Below are 26450 nucleotides of genomic sequence, written 5' to 3'. Positions count from 1 at the left end.
ATAAATTTTGAATTAGAAGATTAATAAATAAAGATAAAACCTTCATTTTACTTAGAGAGATAAACTTTAAGGAATGAAGGTTTTATTAATTTAACATTAACAATTAAACATCAACCTTAGGCAGCCTTATTTCTATAGTAGTTCCTTTACCTTCAATACTTGAAAGAGATAGTTGACCCTCATGGTGTTCTACAGTGTGTCTAACTATGGATAAGCCAAGGCCAGTACCATTTACCTTTTTCGATCGAGATTTATCTACTCTATAAAATCTTTCAAATATTCTATTTTGATGCTCTGAAGGAATACCTATACCAGTATCACTAACTTTAATAACCCCCCATATATTATTGGAAAATATCTGTACATCTACTTTACCATTGGGTTTATTATATTTTATAGCATTATCTACTAGATTAAAGACCAAGTCTTCAATCATTCTCTGGTTTCCTTTGATCAATGTACTTTCTCCAGTTACATTTAGAGATATATTTTTTTCCCTTGCATTAATTTCTAGATTGGAGGACACAAATTGTGCTATAGAAAATAGATCTATTGAAGAAATTTCTCTTTTAATAGATACATCATCGAGTTGAGATAGTTTAATAATAGAATCTATGAGTCCTAAAAGCCTATTACCTTCTTTTCGGATAATCGCAGCAGATTTTTGAATATCGTCTCCTTTCGACATTCCAGTTTCTATCATTTCTGCAAAGCCGTTAATAGAAGTGAGAGGAGTTTTTAATTCATGTGATACATTAGCAGTGAATTCCCTTCGTATTTTTTCTGCTTCTTTTAAACTTTTAATATAATGTTCAATTTCCTTTTTCTGTATTTCAATAGTTCTAACGAAGGGCTCCAGTTCTTCATATATTGTAGCCTCCTTAACATTTTCCCCAGATAATATACTCTCGATATTATGAGAGGCTAGTTGTATAGGTTTAATTATCTTTGATGTTAAAATAGATGAGATAATATATAAAAATATTAAGATAAATACTAAGAGTCCTGCCATGGCAGGTAATATACCTATGAAAACATATTTTATATCTTGTATAGGTCTAGATATTCTGACTACTTTATTATCTACTTTCAAATCATAAAAGGAAGAGGAATGTTTCTCTGGTGGTACAGAATTAGATTCATAGACATGGATGTCAATACTACTTCTAATATCCTTTGGATTATAATATCCGTAGAATAAAAAGACTAAGACAATGGAGGTAATAACCGCCGTTATGGTAGCTATAGCTGCCAAATTATAATATATTTTTTTATCCAAGTCCTAACCTCCTATCTTATATCCTACATTTCTTATGGTTTGAATAATTTTACCAGCATCACCAAGTTTTAATCTCAAAGTTCTAATATGAACATCTACAGTCCTACTTTCACCTTCAAAATCAGTTTCCCATACTTCACTCATTATTTTATCCCGAGATAAAACAATATTTTTATTTTTTAATAAATAATGTAGAAGTTCAAATTCTTTAAAAGTTAAATTTACCTCCTTTTCACTTACTGTTACAATTCGTCGTTTTTCATCTAAACAAAGATTACCTATAGATATTAAACTTTGCTTATCTTCTAATCTAATACTACGACGAAGAACGGCATTAACTCTAGATATTAATTCCATTACTCCAAAAGGTTTGGAAATATAATCATCAGCTCCCATATCAAGACCCTTTACCTTATCATACTCGCTGGTTTTTGCAGTAAGCATAACTATTGGTATATCTTTGGTACTGTTATTTCTTCTTATATTGGCGAGCACAGCATATCCATCTTCGCCGGGCAGCATTATATCGAGTACAATCAAGTCTGGAAGTTTAAATTGGAGCTCATTATATAAGTCATCAGCACATTCAAAACCTTTAGCTTCAAATCCATTATTTTTTAATGCATAAATAACTAATTCTCTAATGCTTTCATCATCTTCAACACAGTAAATTGTCTTCATAAAATCACCCCTTCATACAATGCAAAATGCACAATTCACAGTTCACAATCAATTCGTACAATTCAATTATATCATTAAACATAATATAAGATATATTATAAAACCAAAGAAGAGTAAGATTTCTTCTTTGGTTTAACTTTTCTAATTCATAATTTTAAATTTATAGCCAAATGTCACTTAGGTAATTCAAAATTCCTCACATAATGTTCTCCAGTAATAGAATAATAAACCCATTCTGCAATATTTTCTGCGTGATCTCCAATTCTTTCTAGGTATTTAGCTATCATAAGTAAATCAACAGCTTGCTCGCCGTTTTCTACACTTTCCCTAATAAGCTCAATTAATTCATTCTTAACAATATGAAATAACCCATCAACCTCATCATCATAGTCTATAACAGTTTTTACAAGTTCTAAGTCTTTTCTTACAAATGCATCTACACTATCTCTTACCATTTTTATTGTAGCTTTCGCCATTTGAGGAATATGGTTAAGTTTCTTTATATATTTTTGCCCAACAAGTCTTATTGTTATTTCAGAAATATCAGCAGCCTGATCTCCAATTCTTTCCATATCTGTAATCATCTTTAATGCTGATGATATCATTCTTAGATCACTAGCTACAGGCTGTTGCTGTAGCAATAGCTTTAAACATCTTCTTTCAATACTTTTCTCTATATCATCTACTTCTTTATCATTTTCCACAATCCTTCTTGCAAGCTCGGCATCTTGCTCTATAAGAGCGGTAACTGCTGCCTCTATGGAACTTTCAACTATACTACCCATATCTGTAAGTTCTTCATTTAATAAATCTAATTCCTTATCGAACCTACTTCTCATATACATCACCCCTTCTATAATTGATAATAAAAATATATTTTATCCAAATCTTCCAGTTATATAATCTTCAGTACGTTTATCCCTTGGCTTAGAGAATATATCATCAGTAGCTCCAAATTCTATTAATTCTCCTGATAGGAAAAATGCAGTTTTATCTGAAACACGAGTCGCTTGCTGCATATTATGAGTTACCATAACGACAGTATAATTATCTTTTAATTCTTGAACTAAGTCTTCAATCTTAGCAGTAGATATAGGGTCAAGGGCACTAGTGGGCTCATCTAGTAGCAATACCTCTGGATCAACAGCTAAAGCTCTTGCTATACAAATTCTCTGCTGTTGTCCTCCAGATAATTCAAGGGCATTCTTTTTTAATCTATCCTTTACTTCATCCCATATTGCAGCATTAATAAGGCTTTTCTCTACAATTTGGTCAAGAATATTTTTGGATTTTATACCATGTGTGCGAGGACCAAAGGCAATATTATCGTATATACTCATAGGAAATGGATTTGGCTTTTGAAAAACCATACCGACACGTTTCCTTAGAAGATTTACATCTATATTTCCATTGCCATTACCATTACTATATATATTTTTTCCATCTAATAGAACACTTCCCTCTATCCTACATCCTTCAACTAAATCATTCATTCGATTAAGAGTCTTAAGAAATGTAGATTTGCCACAACCAGATGGTCCAATAAAGGCAGTTATTAAATTTTTTTCTATATTAATATTTATATCTTTAAGAGCTTGAAAACTCCCATAATATAAATCTAAATTTTCAACTATAATTTTATCCATTTAAATCCCCTTTCGATAATTTTTTAGCTATTAAGGATGATAATCCATTAATTCCTATTACAACAATTAAAAGCACTACAGCAGTTGCATATGCTTGGTTAGTATATAATCCTTCACTGGAAAGGGAATACATATGAATTGCTAAAGTCCTACCTGATGAAAACAAGTTTTTTGGTACCTGTGGAACTGTACCAGCAGTATATATAAGTGCTGCAGTTTCACCTACAATTCTACCTATTGCAAGGATAATGCCAGAAGATATTCCAGGCATAGCCGTAGGTAAAACTATTTTGAATATAGTTCTTAATTTACCCGCACCTAGACCAAAGCTTGCTTCACGAAGAGTATTAGGCACTGCTAGGAGGGCTTCTTCCGTTGCTCTAATTATAAGGGGGAGGATCATAATTGCAAGAGTAAAAGCCCCAGCAGCCATTGAAAAACTCCAACCTAAAGTTGTTACAAAGAATAGCAATCCAAATAAACCATATACTATGGAGGGAATTCCCGACAATGTCTCTGTTGTTAATCTTATTATCTCAACTAATCTATTGTCACTTTCTGCATATTCAACAAGATAAAATCCAGTGAATATGCCAATAGGACAAGCAATTAATAATGCTAAAAAAGTCATTATAAGAGTAGTGATTATTGCTGGAAATAAAGAAACATTTTCTGTAGTATATTCTAAAGCAAATAAAGAAGGCTTTAGATAGGGAATACCTTTAATTAATATATATCCAATGATAATAAATAGTATAGAGAAGGTTGCAAAAGCTGAAAATATGACAAGTCCCTTAATCAATTTACTTAATCTATTCAATTAGGCCACCTTCCTTTTAAGAACAGAGAATAATCCATTTATAAGTAGTATAAATACGAATAATACTACCCCAGTTGCGATTAATGCTTCTCTATGAAGTTCAGCTGCATAGCCCATTTCTATTACAATATTAGCAGTTAAAGTACGTACTCCTTTTAATAATCCTTTAGGCATACGAGCTTGATTTCCAGCTACCATAATTACTGCCATGGTTTCTCCTATTGCTCTACCAATTCCAAGGACTATAGATGAAAGGATTCCTGATTTTGCTGCAGGCAGCATTGCGAAAAATATTGAATATTCATGGGTTGCACCTAAGGCAATAGCCCCTTCATAATAGCTGCTAGGTACTGATTTAATAGCTGCTTCTGAAAGGCCTATTATGGTTGGCAAAATCATTATGCCAAGAAGTATAGAAGCTGTTAGTATACTACTTCCTGTACCACCAAATAATTCTCGAGTCAAAGGCACTAACACAACAAGACCGAAAAATCCATATATTATAGATGGAATTCCAGCCATTAGATTTATTGCAGGTTTTAAGAATTTATAAACTTGCTTTGGGCAAAACTTCGCTAGATATATGGCAGTTAAAATCCCAATAGGCACTCCAAGAACTATAGCACCAGCCGTTACATAGATGCTTCCCACAATCATAGGAAATATTCCAAATGATGGTGGGATATTTGAAGGAGACCAATCCTTACCAAGTAAGAAATTAAATATTCCAATTTTTCCAATTGCCGGTATTCCATTGGCAAACATAAAATAACATATTAAAATTACTGATACTATAGAAGCACAAGCGGAGATAAAAAATATTATCTCCATAAGCTTTTCAAAGAATTTTGTTTTCATTTAATCACCCTCTATTTAATGTCGCTCCAGTTAATAAGTTCACCTATGAATACATTTTTTACATTTTCTAAAGATATATCAGTTAAAGTATTTGCTGGATGAGTAATTATTGCGATACCATCTAATGCGATAGCAACATCTTTAAGTTCTGCTTTTTCACTGTCTTTTAAAGCTCTTGAGGCCATTCCTATATCAGCAGTACCATCTATAGCAGCTTGCATACCAGCTGATGAGTCAGATTGTTGTACCTCTATTTGAGCATTTGGATTAATTGCAATATAAGCTTCTCTAAGCTTCTCCATAACTGGAGTAACAGATGAAGAACCAGCTACTACTATCTTACCACTTGGTTTAGAACCGCTATATGGGGCTGCATTATCATCTATAGCTATATAGTTTTTTGAAACAACTTCTTGTCCTTCTTTGCTCATTATAAAATCTATAAAATCCTTAGATACTTCAGAAATTTCACCTTTTGTTGCTATATTAAAAGGTCTGGCTATTTTATAGCTTCCATTTTTGATATTCTCAGTTGTAGGAGCTATACCATCTACATTCAACGCTTTTACTGTATCATTAAGAGAACCTGTTGATACATAGCCTATTGCATATTCGTTTCCAGCAACTGTTGTAAGTACAGTATCTGTTTTCATTTGAGTGATAGCTTCTTTTGTAGTTCTATCAACTTTTTTACCACTGCCATCTTTTTCCTCTACTCCTGTTAACTCTACAAATGCACCTCTAGTACCAGAGCCTTCTTCTCTAGTAACTACTACGATTTCATTTGATGTATCAAATCCATTTTTATTATTATCAGTATTTACATTTTCTCCGCCTTGATTATTTGATTTACATCCTGCAAGAAGTGATGCCACTAAAACAAATGATAATGCTAAAATAACTATCTTTTTCACTTTATTTCCTCCCTTTAATTTCTTTATTTGTTTTCAGTATATAAGGAGAATGTTAAATCTATTGTTATGATAATGTTAAGTTTATGTAAAATCTGGACATAATTATTTTATAAAAAGTATTTTAAATTTCTTGCATACTTTATTTATTAATGATATAATACTTTGGTAAATCCTTGCTCTATCTTTAGGATAGGGCCGACAGTCCATAGGGAGGTGAAACATATGAGAAAATACGAAGCAGTGTTTATCTTTTTACCAAATGAAGAGGAAAAGAGAGTTCAAGTTCTTGACAGATTCAAGGGTATAATTGAAAAGGAAGGAACTATTACAAACATTGATGAGTGGGGAACTAGAAAGCTTGCATATCTAATTGATGATATTGGCGAAGGATACTATGTACTTATGAATTTTGAAGGTACACCGGAGGCAGTAAAAGAATTAGATAGGGTTGCTAGAATTTCTGACAGCATTATGAGACACATGATCATTAGAGAAGATGAATAATCTAAGGGTAGGTGAGAATATTGAATAATGTTGTATTAATAGGAAGATTGACAAGAGACCCTGAACTAAGGTATATACCTGGAAGTGGTACTGCAGTTGCTAGATTTAGCATAGCAGTTGACAGGGGGCTTTCTAGAGAGAAAAAACAAGAAATGGAATCTAAAAATCAACCTACAGCAGATTTTATCAACATAGTTGTATGGGGTAAACCTGCTGAAAACTGTGCTAATTACTTAGTAAAAGGTAGATTAGTAGGTATTCAAGGCAGAATTCAAACGGGTTCTTATGAAAAAGATGGTGTTAGAAGATATACAACAGATGTTGTAGCTAACAATGTTGAATTCTTAGAATGGGGAGATGCAAATAGATCTCAGAACTTTAATGATACTAGCCTAGATTTTGGCGGTATAGAAGGCTTTCATCCCACTGATAATGATGACATTCCATTCTAGAAGGAGGGTAAGAAGATGCAAAGAAGATTTAAACCAAGAAAAAGAGTTTGTAGCTTTTGTGTAGACAAATCAACTCATATAGATTATAAAGATATAAATAAGCTTAAAAAATATATAACAGAAAGAGGAAAAATTCTTCCTAGAAGAATCTCTGGAAACTGTTCAAAACATCAAAGAGAGCTTACAACAGCTATAAAAAGAGCAAGACAAGTAGCATTATTACCATATAGTGCAGAATAAGAGAGGATACCCTCTCTTTTTTTATGACCTAACTTAGCGAACGATAGGTCCTAGCGGACACCACTGAATTATGCCCTACGGGGTAGATAGAGGTAGCGAGTAAATAGATTTGAGTTGCGAAACTGCGGGAAATTTTAAGACTTTTTATTTGACTTATGTCCCCATACTTTGTATTATTTTAATAAGGCCAAAATATAAAATTAAAGGATGGGAATGGGATGAAAAATAAAGACATAGATATTATAAAGAATATGAAAACTGTAGAATGGCTTAAAGCTCAACTACTTACTACTGTTGCTAATCTTTATACTACTTTGGCAAATGGAGAAGAAAATACAAGAGAAAATCTTGAAGATATTATTTCCAATCTTATATTAGAATCTTTACTTTTAGGTAAAAGATTAGGATTAAGTTATGAAGGTATAGAAGCCGCATTAAGAGATAATATTAAACTCAACTTAATAGAGGAGCACAAAATAGAAAGATGGTATGGAGATTTAAGTATATTGCTTGAATTTATTGATCAACATAAAGATTAGAGGTGAAATTTTTGAATAATAATGGTAAGATAAAGAAAAGTACTGTTGAGAGTATAGTTGTAATATCTATTATGGCTTTATACATAGTCTATGGAATTCATTTCGTGCCTTTACTAATGTTATTTATTCCGCTACCATTTGTAGTTTTAGGTGTAAGAAATGGTATATATACCAATATAATAAGCATAATAGCATCATCTTTAATAGTGGGTGCACTTCTTGGATTTTCATCAGCAGCTTCGCTTATTTTAATATTCGCACCGCTGAGCATTGCCATAAACTATTGTATCAACAATAGAAAAAGTGGTTTTGACACCATTTTAATTTCTACTGTAGCATTCTTTCTTTCCTTTTTAATTCTTATATCTTTTGAAGGAACAATATTAAATCTAAATTTTGTGAAACAATTAGAAGAAAATTTTAGACAGATATTAGCTATGCAAATAGATATGTTGAATGAAATGGGAATGACAAAGTATGAAATTCTTCAAACAGCAGATTTATTGGAAAGTACTTATAAGACAATAATCGTACTGATTCCATCATTAATGGCGATCTTCTCCTTGAGTGTAAGTTATGCTAATTTGTTTTTTTCATCAATAATACTTAGGAAAATGGGATATGGTACTGTTAACCTCCAAAGATTTTCTAGGTTTAAATTACCTAATAATATTATTCCTGGAATTGGAGTAATGCTTTTAACAGCATTTATAATAAAAAAATTAGAGATACAATACCATGAAGCATTGTTATTTAACCTTACGTTTTTAGTTGGTTTTATATTTTTTATCCAAGGATTGGCAGTATTAGATTTCCTTTTAATTAAGGCTAAAATGCGTTTGATATTCAGGATTTTAATCTTATCTTTAAATATCGTATTTATACCTATAAGTAGTATAATATTTTTTATAGGTATATTAGATACAATCTTTGATATAAGAAAAATAAGGAGACCAAAATCCTTATAGGAGGATAAATATGAAAAATAAAAAGATATTTGAATGGCAGGATAGCTATATTTACCTCATAACAATTGGTTTATTAATCATTGTTTTATCATTCTATCAACCCATACTTTCTGTAATAGGCATTGTTTTAATAGGTTATTTGATTTTCTATAATATAAGAAGTGTTGGTAGGAGAGAAAAGGAATTTAAAAAGTATGTAGAAGGATTGGGAGATGAATTTGAATCTGCAACCAAACATGCGATATTTAATATGCCTTTTCCTCTAGTTATGTTAGATGAGAATAGAAATATATCTTGGTATAATACGCCTTTTCTAAAGATGATGGGTGAAACAGATTTATTAAACGAAAAAATATCTGATCTAATACCAGGACTTAATTTAGATGGCATATTTAAAGAAAATGATATGAAGCCATTGGATATAAAGTATGGAGAGAAGAATTATAAGGTATATCCAAATCTAGTGGATACAAAAAAAACAAATAGCACCAATAGTATGATAGTAATGCTTTATTGGGTAGATAATACAAGCTTAGTAAGTTTAGAGCAAAGATATAATAGAGAAAAATTAGTAGTAGTATTAGCATATGTAGATAATTATGATGATGTAAAAAACAACACTCCAGAAATAAATAGACCATTAGTAATGGCAGAGATAGATAAAAATATTAACTCTTATTTTGCTAAATATAATGGGATTATAAGGAAATATGAGAACGATAAATATTTTATTATTATAGAAAATAATGGATTTAGAAATATAGAAAGTAAGAAATTTGACATACTTGATCAAATAAGAGAATTAGATTTAGGAAATACAATACCTATTACATTAAGTATGGGGGTTGGAGCAGAAGGGAATAATCCATTTGAATCCTATCAGAAAGCAAGAGCAGCTATAGACATTGCCTTAGGTAGAGGAGGAGATCAAGCTGTAGTTCAAGCTGGAAATCAATTAAGCTTTTATGGTGGAAAAACAAAGGCTATAGAAAAACGAAATAAGGTAAAGTCTAGGGTAATAGGATATGCACTAAGACAACTTATAGACCAAGCAGATAAAGTATTTGTAATGGGGCATAAAAACCCAGATATGGATTCCTTTGGTGCAGGTATAGGGGTGTTACGTGCGGTGAAGGATAGGAATAAGGAAGGATATTTGATTTTAAGTGGTGAAAATCCTTCTATTAAGAATATTTATGATAAAATGGTAAAGGAAGAGCCTCAAATTTTAGATCAGATAATAACCCCAGAAGAAGGCCTACTATTAGCAAATGATAGCTCTTTGATGGTTGTAGTAGATAACCATAAACCAAGCTTTACAGAGGCACCAGAGATACTAGATATCATATCTAAAGTAGTAGTTATAGATCATCATAGAAGAGGAGTAGAATTTATCAAAGATCCAGTTTTAACGTATTTAGAACCCTATGCATCTTCTACTTGCGAATTAGTTACAGAGGTATTGTCTTATATGAGTGATAAAATTAATTTGACAAAATTTGAAGCAGAGGCATTAATGGCAGGTATTACAGTAGATACGAAGAACTTTAGTTTTCAAACAGGAGTTAGAACCTTTGAGGCAGCTTCTACATTAAAACGGGCAGGAGCAGATACTACAGTAGTAAGACAATTATTTAGAGATGATTATAATACATTTATATATAAGGCAGAAGTAATAAAATCTTCAAAGATTATTTTTGATAAAATAGCTATAGGTAGGCTTGAAGCTCAAATGGAAGATTCACTCCTAATAGCTGCACAAGCTGCGAATGAATTACTTAATATAAATGGTGTTGAGGCTTCATTTGTAATGACTTATGTAAATCATAAACTTCATATTAGTGGAAGGTCTTTAGGAAATATTTCTGTACAATTAATACTTGAAAGCCTTGGCGGTGGAGGTCATCTGACTAGTGCTGGTACTCAATTAGATAATGTAAACATGGATGAAGCGGAAAATATACTTACAGAAACCATAGATAAATTTTTAAGGGAAGGTGAGGAAGAATGAAAGTAATTTTATTAAAGGATGTAAAAGGTTTGGGTAAAGAAGGAGAGTTAGTAAATGCAAAGGATGGCTATGCTAGAAACTTCCTGTTGCCAAAAGGAGATGCAATAGAGGCTACACCAGCTAATCTAAAGAAATGGAAAGAAGAAAAGGCAAAAGAAGAAGAAAGAAAGAAGAATGAGCATAATGAAGCTTTAAAGCTTAAAGAAAAAATAGAAAATATTACAGTAGTAATTCAAGGAAAAGCTGGAGAAGGTGGGAGACTTTTTGGTTCCATTACTTCTAAGGATATAGCTGATGCATTAAAGTCACAACATAAAATAGATATAGATAAAAGAAAAATAGAGCTAAAGGATAATATTAAATCCCTTGGTGTGACCAGTGTAGATGTAAGAGTATATGCTGAGGTGTTAGCAAAATTAAATGTTAGCGTAAAAGAACAATAATGAGGTGGGAAAAGTGGAAAACCAATTAATTGGACGCATTCCTCCCCATAGCTTAGAGGCAGAGCAATCTGTTCTTGGAGCTATGATTTTAGATAAAGAAGCTATAAACACTGTAATAGAAATAATTAGACCAGATGACTTCTATAAAGAAGCTAATAGAGAAATATTTGAAGCGATATTAGTCTTATTTAATAAAAATGAACCAGTAGACTTAATTACGTTATCAGAGGAACTTAAAAGGAGAGGAACATTAGAGAATACTGGAGGAGTCACTTATCTGGCAAATCTATCAAGTGCAGTAGCTACCACTGCTAATGTTAAATACTATTGTAAGATAGTGGAAGAGAAATCAATACTTAGGAGACTGATTAAGTCTTGTGATGATGTAATAGCTAAGTCTTATGAAAACTCTGATGAAGTAAATTCCATAATAGAAAAGGCAGAAAAATCTATATTCGATATTACTCAAGGTAGGCATAGAGAAGGCTTTTCACCTCTTAACGAAGTGTTATTATCTAGTTTCTCTCAAATAGAAGAAAGGGCTGCAAATCAAGGAAGTTTAACAGGTTTAACAACAGGGTTTATAGATTTGGATAATAAACTATCAGGACTACAAAAATCAGATTTGGTTTTATTGGCAGCTAGACCTTCTATGGGAAAAACTGCCATATCTGTAAATATCGTGACTAATGCCGCCTTAAAGGCTAATGCTAATGTAGCGATATTTTCTTTAGAGATGTCCAAAGAGCAATTAGTACAAAGAATGATTTCTGCTACAGCACATGTGGATCTTCAAAAGATAATTTCAGGAAGATTATCCGAAGAAGAGTGGATTCAAGTTATAAACTCCATGGGTCCTTTATCTCAAGCAAATATTTTCATAGATGATACTGCTGGAATCTCCTTAATGGAAATGAAAGCAAAATGTAGAAGGTTAAAGATAGAGAAGGGTCTAGATCTTGTAATGATAGACTATTTACAGTTGATGCAACTGGATGGACATCAAGAGAGCAGACAGCAAGAAATATCAGCTATATCTAGGGGATTGAAAGCTTTAGCTAAGGAAATGGAATGTCCTGTAATAGCTTTATCACAGCTTAGCCGTGCACCAGAACTTAGAGCTGATCATAGACCTATATTATCTGACTTGAGGGAATCTGGAGCTATAGAGCAAGATGCTGACGTTGTATTATTTTTGTATAGAGATGAATATTATCATGACGATTCAGAAAAGAAAAATATTGGAGAAGTGATTATAGCAAAACATAGAAATGGACCAACTGGAAGTATAGAGTTGGTATTTAAGAAAGAATTCACGAAATTTGTTAATATGATTAGAGAAGGGTAATAATATAAATAAATAGTAATCACAAAGGAGGGTTTTGATGAAAAACCTTATTGTTAAGATTATTTTTATATTTATAATATTATCATTGTTAAGTTGCAGTAAACCTCCTTTAGTTAATAGTGAGTCATATATAAATAATGAATTTGAAAATGTTTCTGATATAACAACTAAATATAGAATAAGAGATATTTCTTATGAACAAAGAAATATTAGTTATACAGGTGAAGGACATTTCTTCATAAGAAGAGTAGATTTTAATTCAAATAAAGGGAATTATACTACATCCTATCTTATCCCAGGAGATAAGGGCAAAATAAATTATTTTGATGAAAATAAGAAACTAATATCAAGAGAGCTAAAAGATGGCAAATTGCCATTAAAAACCATATTAATAGTAGAAACAGATAAATACAGTATGATACTTTCCCAAGCTTATTCTTATAAGGATTTGGGAAATGGTACAAAAGATAGCTATCCAGAAATATATCCAGTTGAAATTGAAAAACAAGAGGGATACTGGAAAGTAACCTATAACTATAAAAACATGAAAGATTATCATGGTATAATGTGGGGAGTAGGCTCTGATAAAAGATTAGTAAACTTAGATGATAAAAACCAAAGAAAAATATGGAGTAACTACGATATAAGCAATAACTCAAGGCTTGCAGAGGATGGTTATTATTATAAAAGCCCAGACTCCTATAGACCAGCTACTGAAAATTCATTTTGGAGAAATCCTTCCATGTATATAGTTCAATCTTGGATAAAAACTGGAGGAAGCCTTGCAGCAGATATATTAGGAAGATCCTTCTTGCTTATAGGTTCAGATAATATAAATGAAGAAGGATATTTACCCACATTGCCTGAAAGTAATTGGCTAAAAACTGATTATGACATAGGAGCAGGTTTCTTTGATACAAGATTTAATGCAGACATTGGGGATACTTATCTAGAAGCATATAAAAAGTTTGGTTATTCTAAATTTAGAGATTCGTATTTAGAATTAGCCAATTATTATTCAAATCATATTTATAAAAATCATTATAAGGTTTTTAATACAGATGGAGAAGAAGGATGGTTGGTACAAGATTATGCTTATAAAGCAATGTATAAGCCTACTCATGTATCTCTAAATCATCATATTCATGCAGCAAATTGGTTTTTAAAGATGTATGAAATAGAAAATGAAAAATCTTTTGAAGATATAGGATTAAAAATGTTAAAAGGGGTAAAAATTACTAGAGATAAATGGATAAAAACAGATAAAAATCTGCACTATTCCTACAGACCTGATGGAACAATGGGTGGAAATGACTATCCTTATTTAACATATAACGATTTGTTGTTTTTTCAAAAGACTTACTCTAGAATATATGGTAAATTAGATGATGATATAGAAATATTGATGGAATCTAAGAAACAATGGATGGATAATAATGGAGTAGTGGATTATTTGAAATTTTAAACTAGACTTATTTTACTTCGGGAGGTCAATTCTCGAAGTAATAATTTTATCAAGAAGGTGATAAAGTTGGAAATAAAGGGGAAAAGAATTATCATTAGAGAGTTACAACTTAAAGATGTATTTCTTATGAGGGAATGGGGAACTCACGAAAATCCTTTAATAGAGGACTATAATTTTCCACCAATGAATGATAAGGAAATAAAGATATGGTATGCAATGAAGGCAAATAGACTATTTAATAAATATTATGGTATAAGAAATGAAGAAGGAAAATTGATAGGATATATGGGGATTAAGGATATAAAAGTAATTAAAAGAGAATCCACACTAGGTATAGTTTTAGATCCAAATCAGGTAAATAAAGGATATGGAACAGAAATTTTAGATACATTTTTAAAGCATTATTTTACCGATATGAAAATGAAGAAAATGATATTAGAAGTAGCTGAATTCAATAAAAGAGCCTACAGAGTTTATCAAAAGATTGGATTTAAGCCTATTGGATACTATTTAGATGAATTTTTTGACTCTGAATTAGATTTATCTAGCATCTATTACTTAGAAGAAAAATCTTCTTTTGTAATAACAGATAAAAAGATATATAATTATATTTACAAAATGGTCTTGAATAAGAAAAGATTTTTTGAACTAAGGAAATAATGATATTATTGGAGTTGATAATATGAGTTTCACCCTTGAAACTACAGATATGGATTTAGGAGATACTCCTATAGAAAATATATTTATAAATGATTTTATGCCAATGGCGAATGGAACCTATGTTAAGGTATATCTATTAGGATATAAATATGCTCATGACAGAGATGAGAAGATAGAGGTAAATAATCAGATAATAGCAAAACATTTAGAAATACCTTTGGAAGATGTATTAAGAGCTTGGGACTTTTGGGAAAGTAAAGGAATAATAAAAAAGATAGCAGTGAATGAAGAAGATAAATATAATTACAAGGTAAAATTCTTGAATCTAAAGCAATTGTACATAAAAAATAACCTTAGTTTATTTAATAATAAGGAAGAAACCATTAAAAAACCAAAATCAATTACGCCTCAAGATTTAATAGACGCAAATCAAATACCTGCAATAAATAAAATGTTTAATCGTATAGATGATATAATGAGAAGGCAAACCCAAACTACGGAGAAACAAAAAATATTATCTTGGATACAAGATTATAATATGAATCCAGATGTAATCGAAAAGGCCTTTTCTTATGGAGTTGAAAGAAAAGGAGTTAGAAATGTAAATTATATAGAGGGAATTATAAGAAACTGGTATGATAGTGGACTTACAAACATGGAAACAGTAATAGAACATTTTAGAACTCAGGATGAAAAGTTTTATAGATATCAAAAAGTTATGAGGGCCTTAGGATTCGATAATAGAACTATTTCACAGGGTGAGATGAAAGTTATTGACAAATGGTTTGAAGAATATAAATTCTCTTTAGAAATGGTCCTCAAAGGATGTGAATCTTCATCTAAGACTGCAAATCCTAGCGTTAATTATATTGATGGAGTATTAAAATCTTGGAATGAAAAGAATATAAAGACCTTAGAAGATATTGAAGAAAAGGATAAGCCTAAAGAGAAAAAAGAATATAAGGTGGCAAAACCTTCTCAAATAAAGAACGTTCCACTTAAGACAAGGTTTCATAATTTTGAGCAAAGAACGGATAAATATACCTCAGAAGAATTGGAAGGTATTGCAAGAAGGAAGAGAGAAGCCTATAATCAGAAGGCAAAAGGAGAAGTATAAGTATGTATAAGGATATATTAAAAGAGTTATCAATTGAATATGAAAGAAAAAGAGATAGACAACTACATGAACAGAGAATAAGAAAAGAAAAAGTCTATAAAAAGATACCAGCAATTAAAAGAATAGATGAGGATATTTTAAGAACTGGACTTTCTGTGTCTAAATATATAATAGGCAATCCTGACAACTATAAAGAAAGTGTAGAAAAGGCAAGGAAAACAATTGAAAAATTGAAGATGGAGAAAGCTTATTTAATGACGGAATCTAATATTCCTGTAGATTATATGGATATAAGGTATGATTGTGAAACTTGTAAAGATACAGGGTATCTAGACAATGGTAATCAATGTAATTGTTTGAAACAGGCATTAGTATCTCGTGCTTATAAGATGTCTAATATAGAAAATGTTCTCCAGAAAGAAAACTTTAAGACCTTTGATATTAATATATTTAAAGATGAGCCCTTTGGAAATGAAAGGATGACACCTAGGGAAAATATGATAGATATAGTAGGCATTGCGGAAGGCTTTATTAGCAATTTTAATGAAAATAATGGGGAGAATCTGTTATTCTATGGAACAACAGGATTGGGAAAGACCTTTCTATGCAATTGTATGGCTAAATCTCTACTAGATAAAAATAAAATAGTAATATACCAAACCGCCTTTACAATACTAGAAATAATAGAAAGACATAGATTTGGGAAAGATGGTAAAGATAACAATGATTATCAATATAAATTACTATTTGAAGCAGATTTACTAATTATTGATGACTTAGGTACAGAAGTAGCTAATACTTTCACAAATGCAGAAATATTTAATATTGTAAATACCAGAATAATAGCAGGTAAGAAGACAATAATATCAACTAACTTGACACCAAAAGAAATATCTGAGACCTATACAGATAGAGTATTTTCAAGGATATTAGATAAATTTATTCCACTTAAATTTTATGGACATGACCTTAGATGGGAGTAAATTATAGTGAATAGTGAAGAGTGAAAAGTGAATAATTATAAAACCATAATAGAATAAAATATTTTTTAATCTTTTCAGCTATTAGTTATTCACTGAATAAAAGGGGGGAAAATCTATGGATGCAAATGAGAGAAGACAGGAAATACTTAATATCCTTGAGTTAGCAGAAGGACCCATTAAAGGAACAGATTTATCTGAACAGCTAGAAGTCAGTAGACAGGTAATAGTTCAAGATATTGCAATATTAAGGGCTAGAGGAGAAAATATACTTGCTACCCCTCAAGGATATTTAATACCTAAAATCCATGAAAAAAGAAGATTAACGAAGACCATAGTTTGTACTCACAAAAATAATATTGAGCTAGAAGAGGAACTTAGAACAATAGTTGATCTAGGGGGAAGGGTTATAGATGTAATAGTAGAGCATCCCTTATATGGAGAAATAAAGTCTCAATTACAAATAGGATCTAGACATGATTTAGAATTATTTATAGATAGTTTAGAAACTACTAAAGCAGAGCCGCTATCCTCTCTGACAGGTGGTGTTCATCTACATACTATAGAAGTAGATGATGAAGATACATTAAGGAGAATAAAGGAAGTCCTTTTAGAAAAAAAATACTTGATAAAAGAAGACTAGGATGGTATATTTATAGTTACAGGTGACAAGACAGCTGTAAATACAAATGAGCAAGGGGATGTTCAAATGGCAAAATCAAAGGGTGGCATACAGAATTATTTTGTTAAGGTATTAAATGGCATGGCTTGGGGACTTTTTTCATCTTTACTTATTGGACTAATAATTAAACAAATAGGTACATTATTTAATATGGAGCAACTCATTAATTTTGGTTCTATAGCACAAAAATTGATGGGACCAGCAATTGGTGCAGGGGTAGCATATAGTGTAGGTGCTCCACCTTTAGGCATTTTTGCTTCTGTAGTAGTGGGAGCAATTGGTGCAGGAAGTATTACATTTGACGGTGCTACAGCAATTATAAATACAGGAGAGCCTGTGGGAGCTTTCATTGCAGCCTTAATAGGTGCAGAATTTTCAAAGCTAATTAGCGGAAAAACTAAAGTTGATATAGTATTAGTTCCGTTAGCTACTATTATAATAGGTGGATTTGTTGGTCAATACGTAGCTCCATATATGACTATGATAATGAATTTCTTTGGAGGGATTATCAATAAAGCAACAGAGATGCACCCTATACCAATGGGAATAATAGTATCAGTAGTAATGGGAATAGTTCTTACACTTCCTATAAGCTCAGCAGCTCTTGCAATATCCTTAGGGCTGTCAGGACTTGCAGCAGGAGCTAGTACTGTGGGATGTGCAGCTAATATGATAGGATTTGCAGTAGCATCCTATAGGGAGAATGGATTTGGAGGACTTATTGCTCAGGGCTTAGGTACATCGATGTTACAAATCCCAAATATAATAAAGAATCCAAGAATTTGGATACCAGCCATAATTTCATCTGCCATATTGGGACCTATATCCACTTATATACTCAAAATGCAAGGAACTAGTATGGGTGCCGGTATGGGAACTAGTGGCCTAGTAGGTCAATTTTCTACCATAGATGCAATGGGCGCTACACCAAAGACATTAATTCTAATTATTATAATGCATTTTATATTACCAGGAGTAATATCTCTTGGTGTATCAGAATGGATGAGAAAAAAAGGATTTATAAAACCTGGTGACATGAAACTATAAAAATTTAAAAAAATTAAAAGTTAATGTTTTAACATACCGTTGAGGGGTATAAAGAGAATAAGAGGACAAACCTCTCCACACAAAAGATAAAATTTGCAAGATACAAAAGATGAAAATATCCATTAGAAAATCTAATAGCTTAGGTTTCCTAATGGATATTTCATTTTATATCATCATAATTTAAATTCTCAATCATACGGGTTCTGATATTATCAATGTGTTTTTGCATACATAACTTTGCTTTTTCTACATCTTGATTTTTAATCTGCTCATATAATTCTTTATGTTCTTTCAAGACATCTGGCATAATTATATCTATGGTTGTAGCATTTAGATAACGTCTACAGTTATTTAGGATTTGCAATAATTGTTTTTCTAGATATTTATTTTGGCTAATTTCTGCTATCAAACAATGGAACTCTGAATCAAAGGTCAAAAAATCTTGTTGACTCTTAAATTGTCCAGTAAAAGATTGTTCCTGTTTATATAATATATACTCGATTTTTTCTAAATCTTCCTCTGTCCTTAGAGTAGCAGCTAATTGAATAGAAAGGCTTTCTAGCAATTCTCGAATACTTAGCAAATCATCAATCTGTTTTTTAGTTAATTGTGCTACAAAAGTTCCTTTTCCAGGAATCATTTCAATTAATTCCTCATGTAAAAGGCGATTAAGGGCAGACCTAATGGGTGTTCTGGAAACACCAAGTTGTTCTGAAATATCTTCTTCCGTGATCAATTCCCCTGGCTTTAATTCCAGCTCTACAATGGCATTTTTTAATATATCATATGTTCTTTCAGCCAAAGTACCTTTCGACTTTATTTGAGGTAATTGTCTCATATAAAACCTCCTCCAACCTCTTATATATATATATATTATCTTTTCTTTCCTATTCAGTCAAGAAGATTAAATAAGCTGTACAATCAAGATGTACAGCTTAACTTTACTTTATTTATTTACCCTATTTTCTGGTTCTTGTCCACTTAAAACTCGAATTACTTCTTCACATGCCCTTCTTCTCAATTCTTCCAAGGAATCAGATGTAAAGAAAGCAGCATGAGGTGAAATAATTAAATTGTCTAATGTAAACAACTTGTTATCAACTGGCAATGGCTCAGTTTCAGTTACGTCGATTGCTGCTCCTGCAATAATTTTATTTTTCAAAGCTTCATACAAATCATCCTCTTTAATAAGTGGACCTCTTCCTGTATTTACAATAAATGCAGTTGGTTTCATTTTCTTAAATACTTCAATATTAAATTGGTGTCTTGTTTCTGATGTCAAAGGAGTGTTGATAGACATGATATCTGATTCTCTTACTACAGTATCAAAATCAACCAATTGTACACCCATATCTTCTGCTACCTTAGGATCAACATAAGGATCTGTTGCAATTATCTTAAATCCAAAAGGTCTTGCCTTTTTTGCAACTAATTTTGCAATCCTTCCAAAGCCAAATATTCCAAGTGTTTGTGTTGAGAATCTTCTCATCGCAGGGAAACCACTTACTGTATGGACGCTTTGTATATCCCATATACCTTTCCTTGTGTGTTGATCATAAACATTAGTGTGTCTTAATATTGTTAACATTAGAGCAAGAGTAAAATCTGATACTTCCTCTATGCTATAGTCAGGAATATTGCATACTGCAATACCCTTTTCTTTTGAACTTATAAGGTCTATAGTATCATAACCAATACCTTGTCTAACAATGACTTTACAATTTTTCATGGAATCAATGATTTCCTTTGTAATTGGCTTATCTGCTGTGATAACTGCATCTGTATCTACTACTTCTTTTAAGAATCTTTCCTGATCGCTATTTGGTACAAATACTAAATTTAGCCCAGCGCCTTCGATCAGTTTTCGTTCATAGGTTGGGTCGTCTATTAATACACTACTTAGAACAACTTTTCTTCCCATTTTATATTCCCCCTAATAATTTTCCAATAGTCTTGATACAAATAAATCGATCAATTTTGGTGTTTTGTAAAATAAGTCTTCTTTATATACTCTCTCTGTATATTTGTGTAAATCTCTACCCCAAGGACCTATATTTATTACAGGCATGGAGATTTCCTTAATCACCTCTAGAGGAATATAATATATATCTTTCCACATAAGCATATTATTTGCTATATAATCAATATTGCTTTGATCTGATACAAACATAGAATAGCTTAAGTCTGAAATACCGGTAAAATAGTTTTGCACTATATACTCTTCATGTAAATGATCTTTTGCATATGTTTTGATATATTCTATGATTTCATAAATTATAGCTGATTTTTCTCCGAGCATGTTATTGTTTGTACTTGGATAATATGGTGGTGTAAGTGCAAGAATAACACATGGAGATACATCTTTTACATATTTTAAGGTCTTTTCAATTATGGTATTTGCTGCTTCTATTGTTGTGATCTTATTTGAATTAAATTTTTCCTTTATTTCTACCATGAGGTTCTCATAGGCACTCTCAAAATCTTCACCTGAATCCTTAATAGCTTCACTATATAATTCAGAATAAAATTTAACATTAGGTTCCCAAGTAAACTTTTCAAATTCTAAGCCTGCTATATTTGTATATGCCTTATAACTTGCATTCATATCTTCAATTACTTTTTCAAATGATTGGATGCTAATGTTTTTCAACTCATCCATTAGTGATTTTGGAGTCCTTTTCAATGGAAGTATACTCATATATCCACAGGAAGCAATTGGTAATGATACATCATAAACCATTTTTCTATCTTTATGATATAACCACGTTGGTGGTGGATTAGTAGTATTGCCAACCTTCTCTATAAAGTTTGGATTTAATTCTGTTCTACGAATAATCTCAGATAGTAAATTAATTGGATTTAACCCTGAATATACTTGACCAACATGTGCAAGCTTTCCACGGACATATACAACAGGCATAATCTTGCCAATAGAACCATCATATAGGGTAGGTCTCAAATCATCTCCTCGCTCATGAGGTTCTGAGTTTAACATCAATTTATATTCTAAATCATATTTATCCTTTAGTGCTTTTAGATGAAGAGCAGCACCCCTCATACCTGCGGATAAATTTTCTTCGTCTGGCACAGAAATTAGAACAATATTACCTTTAAAGCTTGAATCTTTGCTATATTCTTCAATCAATGATAGTTGAATAGAGCCCCCACCTTTCATATCACTAACTCCACGTCCAAAAATCCATTTACCACTTAAAAGGTCCTCCTTTGCCAAAGAAGGAAGTTGCATTTTCCCTACCTTAAAAGACTCCATTAATTCATAGGGCTTCAAGCAAAGAGGTTCTAAAGTCCCATAATCTTTTGTTTCAACGATGTCATTGTGATGGATAAATACAATAGTGTCTTTACCTTTTCCCTTTAATAGACACCAAGGTACTTTTCTGCCTAAGTAATCATCTGGTATTTCAAATAATCCATAGTGCTCAGGGTTGTTTTGAAAGTATTCTATTTTAGAAAACCATTGTTTAAAGAACCCCTCTATATTTTTTTCCTCTTTAGAATTAGTATCACTTCTAGTTCCTACAAAGTCTAATAAATTCTTTTCGATTAAATCCTTCATAACTTCTTTATCAAATCTCATGGATATACCTCTTTCTATATTTAAGTTATTGCCTATAGTTTTCCTAAAGCCGCTTTGATTTTATCACATGCTTCTACTATATCTTCATAAGAACGACAATATGCTAGTCTAACATGCCCCTTTCCGTAATCTCCGAAGGCTGTCCCTGGAACACCTACAACTCCTGCTATTTCCATTAAATAGCTACAAAAATCTGCTTCTGTCATGCCAAAGGATGTAATATCAGGAAATGCATAAAAAGCACCTTTTGGTTTTACCATCTTTAACCCATCTATTTTTGATAGGGATTCATACAAATAGTCGCCTCTTCTTTTGAATTCTTTTACCATATCGTCTATAAAGCTATCTCCGTGATTGAAAGCTTCCACTGCTCCCCATTGTGCAAATGCTGTACAACATGTAGAGAAGTTTTGATGCACTTTATTAATATATTTAATTGCATTTGCAGGCCCTAGTACATATCCAATTCTCCAGCCAGTCATTGAATATGACTTTGAAGTAGATTTTACAACCAAAGTTCTATCCCTCATATCTTCTAAGGTTGAAATGGAGATATGCTTTTCTCCATATATGAATTCATCATAGCATTCATCTGAAATGACTATTAAATCCCTTTCTTTAACAAGAGTTGCGATTTTTTCTAAGTTTTCTTTATTTAATACATAGCCAGCTGGATTATTTGGTGAATTGAGTAATAGCATTTTTGTCTTTGGAGTGATTCTTTTTTCTATCTCTTTTACATTTAGCTCCCAATTATCTGACATGAGTACAGGCACTTCTACTAATTTAACTCCTGCGATAAGAGCTTGTTCTTTATATGCAGAGAAAAATGGGCTAGGCGAAATAATTTCATCACCGAAATCCATCATGGTTGCCATAATGACGCCAATGGCTTCTGCTGCTCCAGCCATTACAGATATTTCTGAATTATAATCATATTTGAGTCCAAAACGTCTATCTTCCTTTTCACAAATCGCCTTTCTTAGAGGTTCAATTCCATTAACATCAGTATAATGTACTTGTTGGCTATCTAATGCTTTTTTAACTGCTTCCTTTGCAATGATAGGTGAATCAAAATCTGGTCTACCAATTTCCATATGAATTATTCTTTTGCCCTGTTCTTCTAATTTATTTGCTTTTGCAAAAATTTCATACAAGCCTCCAAATGGCATAGATTCTAATCTTTTATTAGATGATCTCATTTATTATCTCTCCTTTAATATATAATATTACTTTAAACTAAAATCATGGATAATGCTGGAATAAAGGTTGTAAGTAGCAACACAACGATAATGGCACCAATGAGTGGCCATACATGTTTAATAATACGGTTCATAGGGGTCTTTCCTACTGCAGATGCAATGAAAAGATTTGCTCCATATGGAGGTGTAATAAATCCAACGGATAGATTCATAGTCATGATTATGCCAAAATGTATTGGACTAATCCCAAGGGCTGCTACAACTGGTAAGAAAATAGGCGCTAAAATAGTGCAGCTTGAAATATTATCAATGAAACATCCAACTATCAATAAGAAGATATTAATTAACAATAGAATGACTATTTTGTTATTTGAGAAATCCAATAATGTTTTGGCAATAGTACCCGGAACTTGCTCCATAGTTAATAAGAATGCGAAACTCATTGAAAGTCCAATCATGAAGGATGTTGCACCTGCAATGACTACCGTATCTTTTAAACAATCAAATAATTCTTGTTTTCCGATTTCCTTATATACAAAGGTTCCAATAAACCAAGTATACACACAAGAAATGGCTGCTGCCTCTGTTGGTGTAAAATATCCACTATAAATACCGCCGAGTATGATAACCGGACTTAATAAAGCCCAGAAAGCATCCTTTGTAGCTTTCAAGACAGATTTTATTGTAGGTCTTTCTCCAGAGCCAGTATATCCATTTTTCTTTGATGTTCTGTAGTTTACAATCATTAGTGCAAGACCCATTATTATCCCCGGTATAATTCCGGCTAAGAAAAGAGAACCTATGGAAGTACCCGTTACAACACCATAAATAACAAATGGAATGGATGGTGGAATAATGACACCGATGGTTCCTGCTGCGGCTGTTAATGCTGCAGCAAATCCCTCATCATAACCTTTTTCCTTCATTGCCGGCATCATAAATGATCCAACAGCCGAAACAGTTGCAGGACCGGAACCAGAAATTGCAGCAAAGAACATACAAGTTAGAGTTGTTACCATACCAAGTCCACCGGTTACATAGCCTATAATATGGTCAGCTAAGTTTAACAATCTTTTTGAAACACCACCATATCTCATAAAGTTTCCTGCTAACATGAAAAATGGAATCGCCATCAGGGTAAAAGAATCTAATGCTGCAAAGGCATTTTGTGCAATCATAATAGGCTCTATATTAGTCATGAATATTAAGGTCAATAGAGTAGCTAAACCTAATGATATACCTATAGGTATACTAATAGTTACAAATAAGGCCAATAAAAGGAATAAGACAATAATCATATTCTATACCTCCAAGCTTTCTAGTTTTTTAACTTCATGGAAAAGCTTTTGACATAATCTAATAACCATGAGACCACAACCAAACGGAACTGAAGCATAGGCATATGCCATTGGAATTTGCATAGCAGGAGATACTTGTCCTCTGTTTAATAATATATCAACCAATTGCCCAGATTTAATAGTTAGGAAAGCTGTAAATACTGTCCACAAAACTATAACAGCTATTTCAAGCTTAATACGTCCTGATGGTGATAAACTATCTTTCACAGATGTGATTCTCAAATGTGCATCTTCCTTAACTGCTAAAGAAGCACCTGCCCATATTTGATATAGCATTATGTAACGGGAAAGCTCTTCAGCCCATGTCAGTGAATAATGAAAGAAAGTCCTAAGAAAAACTTGTACTGAAATAATAACAACCATAAATACTAAAGTAGCAATTAGAAAATAAGTTTCAAAATGTTTATCTAATGCTTTTAATAATTTCAATGTTTTCACCCTCTCCAATTAGTTATATCTTTTAGCCAGTTCTATTAAAGATTCTCCTAACATTTCTTCAAACTGCTCATAAACAGGTTGTGCCGCTTCGATAAATAAGTCTTTTTGTTCAGGGGTTAATTCATTTATTTTCATTCCGGCATTTCTTAATTCATCAAGATATTCTTTTTCCATTTTTTGTGTAAGCTCTCTTTCATATGCGATCATTTCTTTAGCACATTCATTTAAAAGTTTATTTAAATCCTCTGGAAGATTATCAACAAATTCTTTATTAAATAATAAACTACCTGATGCAAAGAAATGTCCAGTTAGAGATAAATAATCTTGTACTTCATAAAATCTAGAAGAAGATATAATTTGCAATGGATTTTCTTGTGCATCGATGGTATTTTGTTGTAATGCTGTAAATAACTCTGAGAAACTAATAGGTGTAGGATTTGCCCCCCATTGTGAGAAAGATGCCATATGGATCTGGTTTTCCATAGTCCTAATTTGGATACCTTTCAAATCATCAGGAGAGGTAATGGGTTTCTTATTATTTGTTATATGTCTATAACCTGTCTCTCCATATCCTAAGTTAACCAGATCAAGTGGTTCAAGTAATTTGTTGAGTTCTACACCTAGTTCATTATCAAATGCTTCGTATGCTGCTTCACGAGTTTTAAATATAAAAGGCAAATCTCCCACCATAAACTTAGGCTCAAACCCAGCTAAAACTGCTGTCCCAGGAAAAGTTGCGTTTAAGGATCCGATACTTACTGCTTCTACAGCTTGTCTATCCCCGCCTAATTGACTATTAGGAAATACCTGTACTTCGAATTTGCCCCCAGATCTTTCTTCCAAAATCTCTTTGAAATAAACGGAAGACAAATGAATAGGGGATACTTCATTAGTAACATGGGCAAGTCTAATGACAATAGGACCCGTTGAACTTGGGTTTTTTCTATTATGATTTTCTTTATAGAAAATACCTCCTGTCATAATTGCAATAGCTAATAACAAACATGGAAATACATATTTCTTATTCATTAGTAAGCCTCCTTGATATTCAGTTTATAAGTTTGTTCTTCCAGAAATCTAAACTGCCCTCCTTTACTCTGGCAATGTATACATGTATACGTATACATTAATTATATTAAGGCGAATTGAATTTGTCAATATATTCTGTAAATTAAAAATTTAACAAAGATTTTGTAACTA

Annotated in this window: 28 protein-coding genes; 14 read left to right on the top strand and 14 right to left on the bottom strand. The window is 31.9% G+C overall.

The features are described from left to right. Window positions 1–103 precede the first annotated feature (103 nt). From KQI38_RS08445 to KQI38_RS22610, 7 genes are all read right to left on the bottom strand, one after another. Window positions 104–1279 (bottom strand): sensor histidine kinase, encoded by a 1176-nt coding sequence (locus KQI38_RS08445; protein ID WP_216558089.1) that lies wholly within the window; start codon window positions 1277–1279, stop codon window positions 104–106. A gap of 3 nt (window positions 1280–1282) precedes the next feature. Further along, the gene (locus KQI38_RS08440; protein ID WP_216558086.1) at window positions 1283–1960 is read right to left on the bottom strand and encodes a response regulator transcription factor; all 678 of its coding nucleotides are present in this window, start codon (window positions 1958–1960) and stop codon (window positions 1283–1285) included. A gap of 173 nt (window positions 1961–2133) precedes the next feature. Beyond that, window positions 2134–2799, bottom strand: coding sequence for a phosphate signaling complex protein PhoU (gene phoU, locus KQI38_RS08435; protein ID WP_094898668.1), 666 nt, complete (start codon window positions 2797–2799; stop codon window positions 2134–2136). Window positions 2800–2838: 39 nt separating this feature from the next. Beyond that, on the bottom strand, window positions 2839–3606 hold the full coding sequence (gene pstB / locus KQI38_RS08430; RefSeq protein WP_216558080.1) for a phosphate ABC transporter ATP-binding protein PstB: 768 nt from the start codon (window positions 3604–3606) through the stop codon (window positions 2839–2841). Then, entirely contained in the window at window positions 3599–4426 is an 828-nt protein-coding gene (gene pstA / locus KQI38_RS08425) for a phosphate ABC transporter permease PstA (protein ID WP_216558077.1), read from the bottom strand. The genes pstB and pstA overlap by 8 nt, the downstream gene beginning before the upstream one ends. After that, entirely contained in the window at window positions 4427–5284 is an 858-nt protein-coding gene (gene pstC, locus KQI38_RS08420; RefSeq protein ID WP_216558074.1) for a phosphate ABC transporter permease subunit PstC, read from the bottom strand. It lies immediately after the preceding gene. 11 nt (window positions 5285–5295) lie between these two features. Then, the gene (locus tag KQI38_RS22610) at window positions 5296–6198 is read right to left on the bottom strand and encodes a substrate-binding domain-containing protein (RefSeq protein ID WP_216558070.1); all 903 of its coding nucleotides are present in this window, start codon (window positions 6196–6198) and stop codon (window positions 5296–5298) included. A 222-nt stretch (window positions 6199–6420) separates the two neighbouring features. Between KQI38_RS22610 and rpsF the strand changes: the two genes are divergently transcribed. The 14 genes from rpsF (at window position 6421) to KQI38_RS08345 (ending at window position 18654) form a co-directional block, all read left to right on the top strand. After that, the gene (gene rpsF / locus KQI38_RS08410) at window positions 6421–6702 is read left to right on the top strand and encodes a 30S ribosomal protein S6 (protein ID WP_216558067.1); all 282 of its coding nucleotides are present in this window, start codon (window positions 6421–6423) and stop codon (window positions 6700–6702) included. A 20-nt stretch (window positions 6703–6722) separates the two neighbouring features. After that, entirely contained in the window at window positions 6723–7154 is a 432-nt protein-coding gene (locus KQI38_RS08405) for a single-stranded DNA-binding protein (RefSeq protein ID WP_094898673.1), read from the top strand. 15 nt (window positions 7155–7169) lie between these two features. Continuing rightward, window positions 7170–7394 (top strand): 30S ribosomal protein S18, encoded by a 225-nt coding sequence (rpsR, locus tag KQI38_RS08400; RefSeq protein ID WP_094898674.1) that lies wholly within the window; start codon window positions 7170–7172, stop codon window positions 7392–7394. Between the two features lie 218 nt (window positions 7395–7612). Continuing rightward, a complete protein-coding gene (locus tag KQI38_RS08395; protein ID WP_094898675.1) occupies window positions 7613–7933 on the top strand; it encodes a MazG-like family protein in 321 nt (106 codons plus the stop codon). An 11-nt stretch (window positions 7934–7944) separates the two neighbouring features. Continuing rightward, on the top strand, window positions 7945–8901 hold the full coding sequence (locus tag KQI38_RS08390) for a DUF2232 domain-containing protein (protein ID WP_216558064.1): 957 nt from the start codon (window positions 7945–7947) through the stop codon (window positions 8899–8901). Window positions 8902–8911: 10 nt separating this feature from the next. Beyond that, window positions 8912–10912, top strand: a complete 2001-nt coding sequence (locus KQI38_RS08385; RefSeq protein ID WP_216558062.1) for a DHH family phosphoesterase — start codon at window positions 8912–8914, stop codon at window positions 10910–10912. Continuing rightward, entirely contained in the window at window positions 10909–11355 is a 447-nt protein-coding gene (rplI, locus tag KQI38_RS08380) for a 50S ribosomal protein L9 (RefSeq protein WP_094898677.1), read from the top strand. Before KQI38_RS08385 ends, rplI begins: the two co-directional genes overlap by 4 nt. Before the next feature lie 13 nt (window positions 11356–11368). Continuing rightward, window positions 11369–12703 (top strand): replicative DNA helicase, encoded by a 1335-nt coding sequence (dnaB, locus tag KQI38_RS08375; RefSeq protein ID WP_216558059.1) that lies wholly within the window; start codon window positions 11369–11371, stop codon window positions 12701–12703. A gap of 37 nt (window positions 12704–12740) precedes the next feature. Next, the gene (locus tag KQI38_RS08370; protein WP_216558057.1) at window positions 12741–14168 is read left to right on the top strand and encodes a hypothetical protein; all 1428 of its coding nucleotides are present in this window, start codon (window positions 12741–12743) and stop codon (window positions 14166–14168) included. 66 nt (window positions 14169–14234) lie between these two features. Then, entirely contained in the window at window positions 14235–14828 is a 594-nt protein-coding gene (locus KQI38_RS08365; protein WP_216558055.1) for a GNAT family N-acetyltransferase, read from the top strand. Window positions 14829–14850: 22 nt separating this feature from the next. Then, window positions 14851–15945: a DnaD domain protein gene (locus KQI38_RS08360; RefSeq protein ID WP_216558052.1), complete on the top strand. Its 1095-nt coding sequence runs from the start codon at window positions 14851–14853 to the stop codon at window positions 15943–15945. A gap of 2 nt (window positions 15946–15947) precedes the next feature. Continuing rightward, the gene (locus tag KQI38_RS08355) at window positions 15948–16928 is read left to right on the top strand and encodes an ATP-binding protein (RefSeq protein ID WP_216558049.1); all 981 of its coding nucleotides are present in this window, start codon (window positions 15948–15950) and stop codon (window positions 16926–16928) included. Between the two features lie 115 nt (window positions 16929–17043). Continuing rightward, complete coding sequence (locus tag KQI38_RS08350) at window positions 17044–17568, top strand: transcription repressor NadR (protein ID WP_216558046.1); 525 nt, start codon at window positions 17044–17046, stop codon at window positions 17566–17568. Between the two features lie 66 nt (window positions 17569–17634). Beyond that, window positions 17635–18654 carry a PTS sugar transporter subunit IIC gene (locus tag KQI38_RS08345; protein WP_216558043.1) on the top strand — a complete coding sequence of 340 codons (1020 nt, stop codon included), beginning with the start codon at window positions 17635–17637 and terminating at the stop codon, window positions 18652–18654. Window positions 18655–18814: 160 nt separating this feature from the next. Here the strand turns inward: KQI38_RS08345 and KQI38_RS08340 are convergent, their stop codons facing one another. The 7 genes from KQI38_RS08340 to KQI38_RS08310 all read right to left on the bottom strand — a co-directional run bounded on the left by KQI38_RS08340 (window position 18815) and on the right by KQI38_RS08310 (window position 26279). Further along, window positions 18815–19492, bottom strand: a complete 678-nt coding sequence (locus KQI38_RS08340) for a GntR family transcriptional regulator (protein ID WP_216558040.1) — start codon at window positions 19490–19492, stop codon at window positions 18815–18817. Between the two features lie 108 nt (window positions 19493–19600). After that, a complete protein-coding gene (locus tag KQI38_RS08335) occupies window positions 19601–20575 on the bottom strand; it encodes a C-terminal binding protein (RefSeq protein ID WP_216558037.1) in 975 nt (324 codons plus the stop codon). 12 nt (window positions 20576–20587) lie between these two features. Next, window positions 20588–22252 (bottom strand): M20/M25/M40 family metallo-hydrolase, encoded by a 1665-nt coding sequence (locus KQI38_RS08330; RefSeq protein WP_246565708.1) that lies wholly within the window; start codon window positions 22250–22252, stop codon window positions 20588–20590. 32 nt (window positions 22253–22284) lie between these two features. Further along, window positions 22285–23454, bottom strand: coding sequence for a pyridoxal phosphate-dependent aminotransferase (locus KQI38_RS08325; RefSeq protein ID WP_216558032.1), 1170 nt, complete (start codon window positions 23452–23454; stop codon window positions 22285–22287). A 32-nt stretch (window positions 23455–23486) separates the two neighbouring features. Then, a complete protein-coding gene (locus KQI38_RS08320) occupies window positions 23487–24752 on the bottom strand; it encodes a TRAP transporter large permease (protein ID WP_216558029.1) in 1266 nt (421 codons plus the stop codon). A gap of 3 nt (window positions 24753–24755) precedes the next feature. Beyond that, entirely contained in the window at window positions 24756–25241 is a 486-nt protein-coding gene (locus KQI38_RS08315; RefSeq protein ID WP_216558026.1) for a TRAP transporter small permease, read from the bottom strand. An 18-nt stretch (window positions 25242–25259) separates the two neighbouring features. Further along, entirely contained in the window at window positions 25260–26279 is a 1020-nt protein-coding gene (locus KQI38_RS08310; RefSeq protein ID WP_216558023.1) for a TRAP transporter substrate-binding protein, read from the bottom strand. Between the last annotated feature and the right edge of the window lie 171 nt (window positions 26280–26450).

Origin of the sequence: Tissierella carlieri (assembly GCF_018917285.1) — a bacterium.
Taxonomy (GTDB): Bacteria; Bacillota; Clostridia; order Tissierellales; family Tissierellaceae; genus Tissierella; species Tissierella carlieri.
The sequence above is the reverse complement of the archived record's forward strand: the minus strand, read 5'-3'. Positions and strand labels throughout refer to the sequence as shown.

Coding starts and splice junctions, on each gene's coding strand:
- KQI38_RS08350 (WP_216558046.1), top strand. CDS start 17,044: ATGGATGCAAATGAGAGAAGACAGGAAATACTTAATATCCTTGAGTTA.
- KQI38_RS08440 (WP_216558086.1), bottom strand. CDS start 1,960: ATGAAGACAATTTACTGTGTTGAAGATGATGAAAGCATTAGAGAATTA.
- KQI38_RS08355 (WP_216558049.1), top strand. CDS start 15,948: ATGTATAAGGATATATTAAAAGAGTTATCAATTGAATATGAAAGAAAA.
- KQI38_RS08370 (WP_216558057.1), top strand. CDS start 12,741: ATGAAAAACCTTATTGTTAAGATTATTTTTATATTTATAATATTATCA.
- KQI38_RS08345 (WP_216558043.1), top strand. CDS start 17,635: ATGGCAAAATCAAAGGGTGGCATACAGAATTATTTTGTTAAGGTATTA.
- rpsR (WP_094898674.1), top strand. CDS start 7,170: ATGCAAAGAAGATTTAAACCAAGAAAAAGAGTTTGTAGCTTTTGTGTA.
- KQI38_RS08385 (WP_216558062.1), top strand. CDS start 8,912: ATGAAAAATAAAAAGATATTTGAATGGCAGGATAGCTATATTTACCTC.
- KQI38_RS08320 (WP_216558029.1), bottom strand. CDS start 24,752: ATGATTATTGTCTTATTCCTTTTATTGGCCTTATTTGTAACTATTAGT.
- pstB (WP_216558080.1), bottom strand. CDS start 3,606: ATGGATAAAATTATAGTTGAAAATTTAGATTTATATTATGGGAGTTTT.
- KQI38_RS08360 (WP_216558052.1), top strand. CDS start 14,851: ATGAGTTTCACCCTTGAAACTACAGATATGGATTTAGGAGATACTCCT.
- KQI38_RS08395 (WP_094898675.1), top strand. CDS start 7,613: ATGAAAAATAAAGACATAGATATTATAAAGAATATGAAAACTGTAGAA.
- rplI (WP_094898677.1), top strand. CDS start 10,909: ATGAAAGTAATTTTATTAAAGGATGTAAAAGGTTTGGGTAAAGAAGGA.
- KQI38_RS08330 (WP_246565708.1), bottom strand. CDS start 22,252: ATGAGATTTGATAAAGAAGTTATGAAGGATTTAATCGAAAAGAATTTA.
- KQI38_RS08335 (WP_216558037.1), bottom strand. CDS start 20,575: ATGGGAAGAAAAGTTGTTCTAAGTAGTGTATTAATAGACGACCCAACC.
- rpsF (WP_216558067.1), top strand. CDS start 6,421: ATGAGAAAATACGAAGCAGTGTTTATCTTTTTACCAAATGAAGAGGAA.
- KQI38_RS08325 (WP_216558032.1), bottom strand. CDS start 23,454: ATGAGATCATCTAATAAAAGATTAGAATCTATGCCATTTGGAGGCTTG.
- phoU (WP_094898668.1), bottom strand. CDS start 2,799: ATGAGAAGTAGGTTCGATAAGGAATTAGATTTATTAAATGAAGAACTT.
- KQI38_RS08340 (WP_216558040.1), bottom strand. CDS start 19,492: ATGAGACAATTACCTCAAATAAAGTCGAAAGGTACTTTGGCTGAAAGA.
- pstC (WP_216558074.1), bottom strand. CDS start 5,284: ATGAAAACAAAATTCTTTGAAAAGCTTATGGAGATAATATTTTTTATC.
- KQI38_RS08310 (WP_216558023.1), bottom strand. CDS start 26,279: ATGAATAAGAAATATGTATTTCCATGTTTGTTATTAGCTATTGCAATT.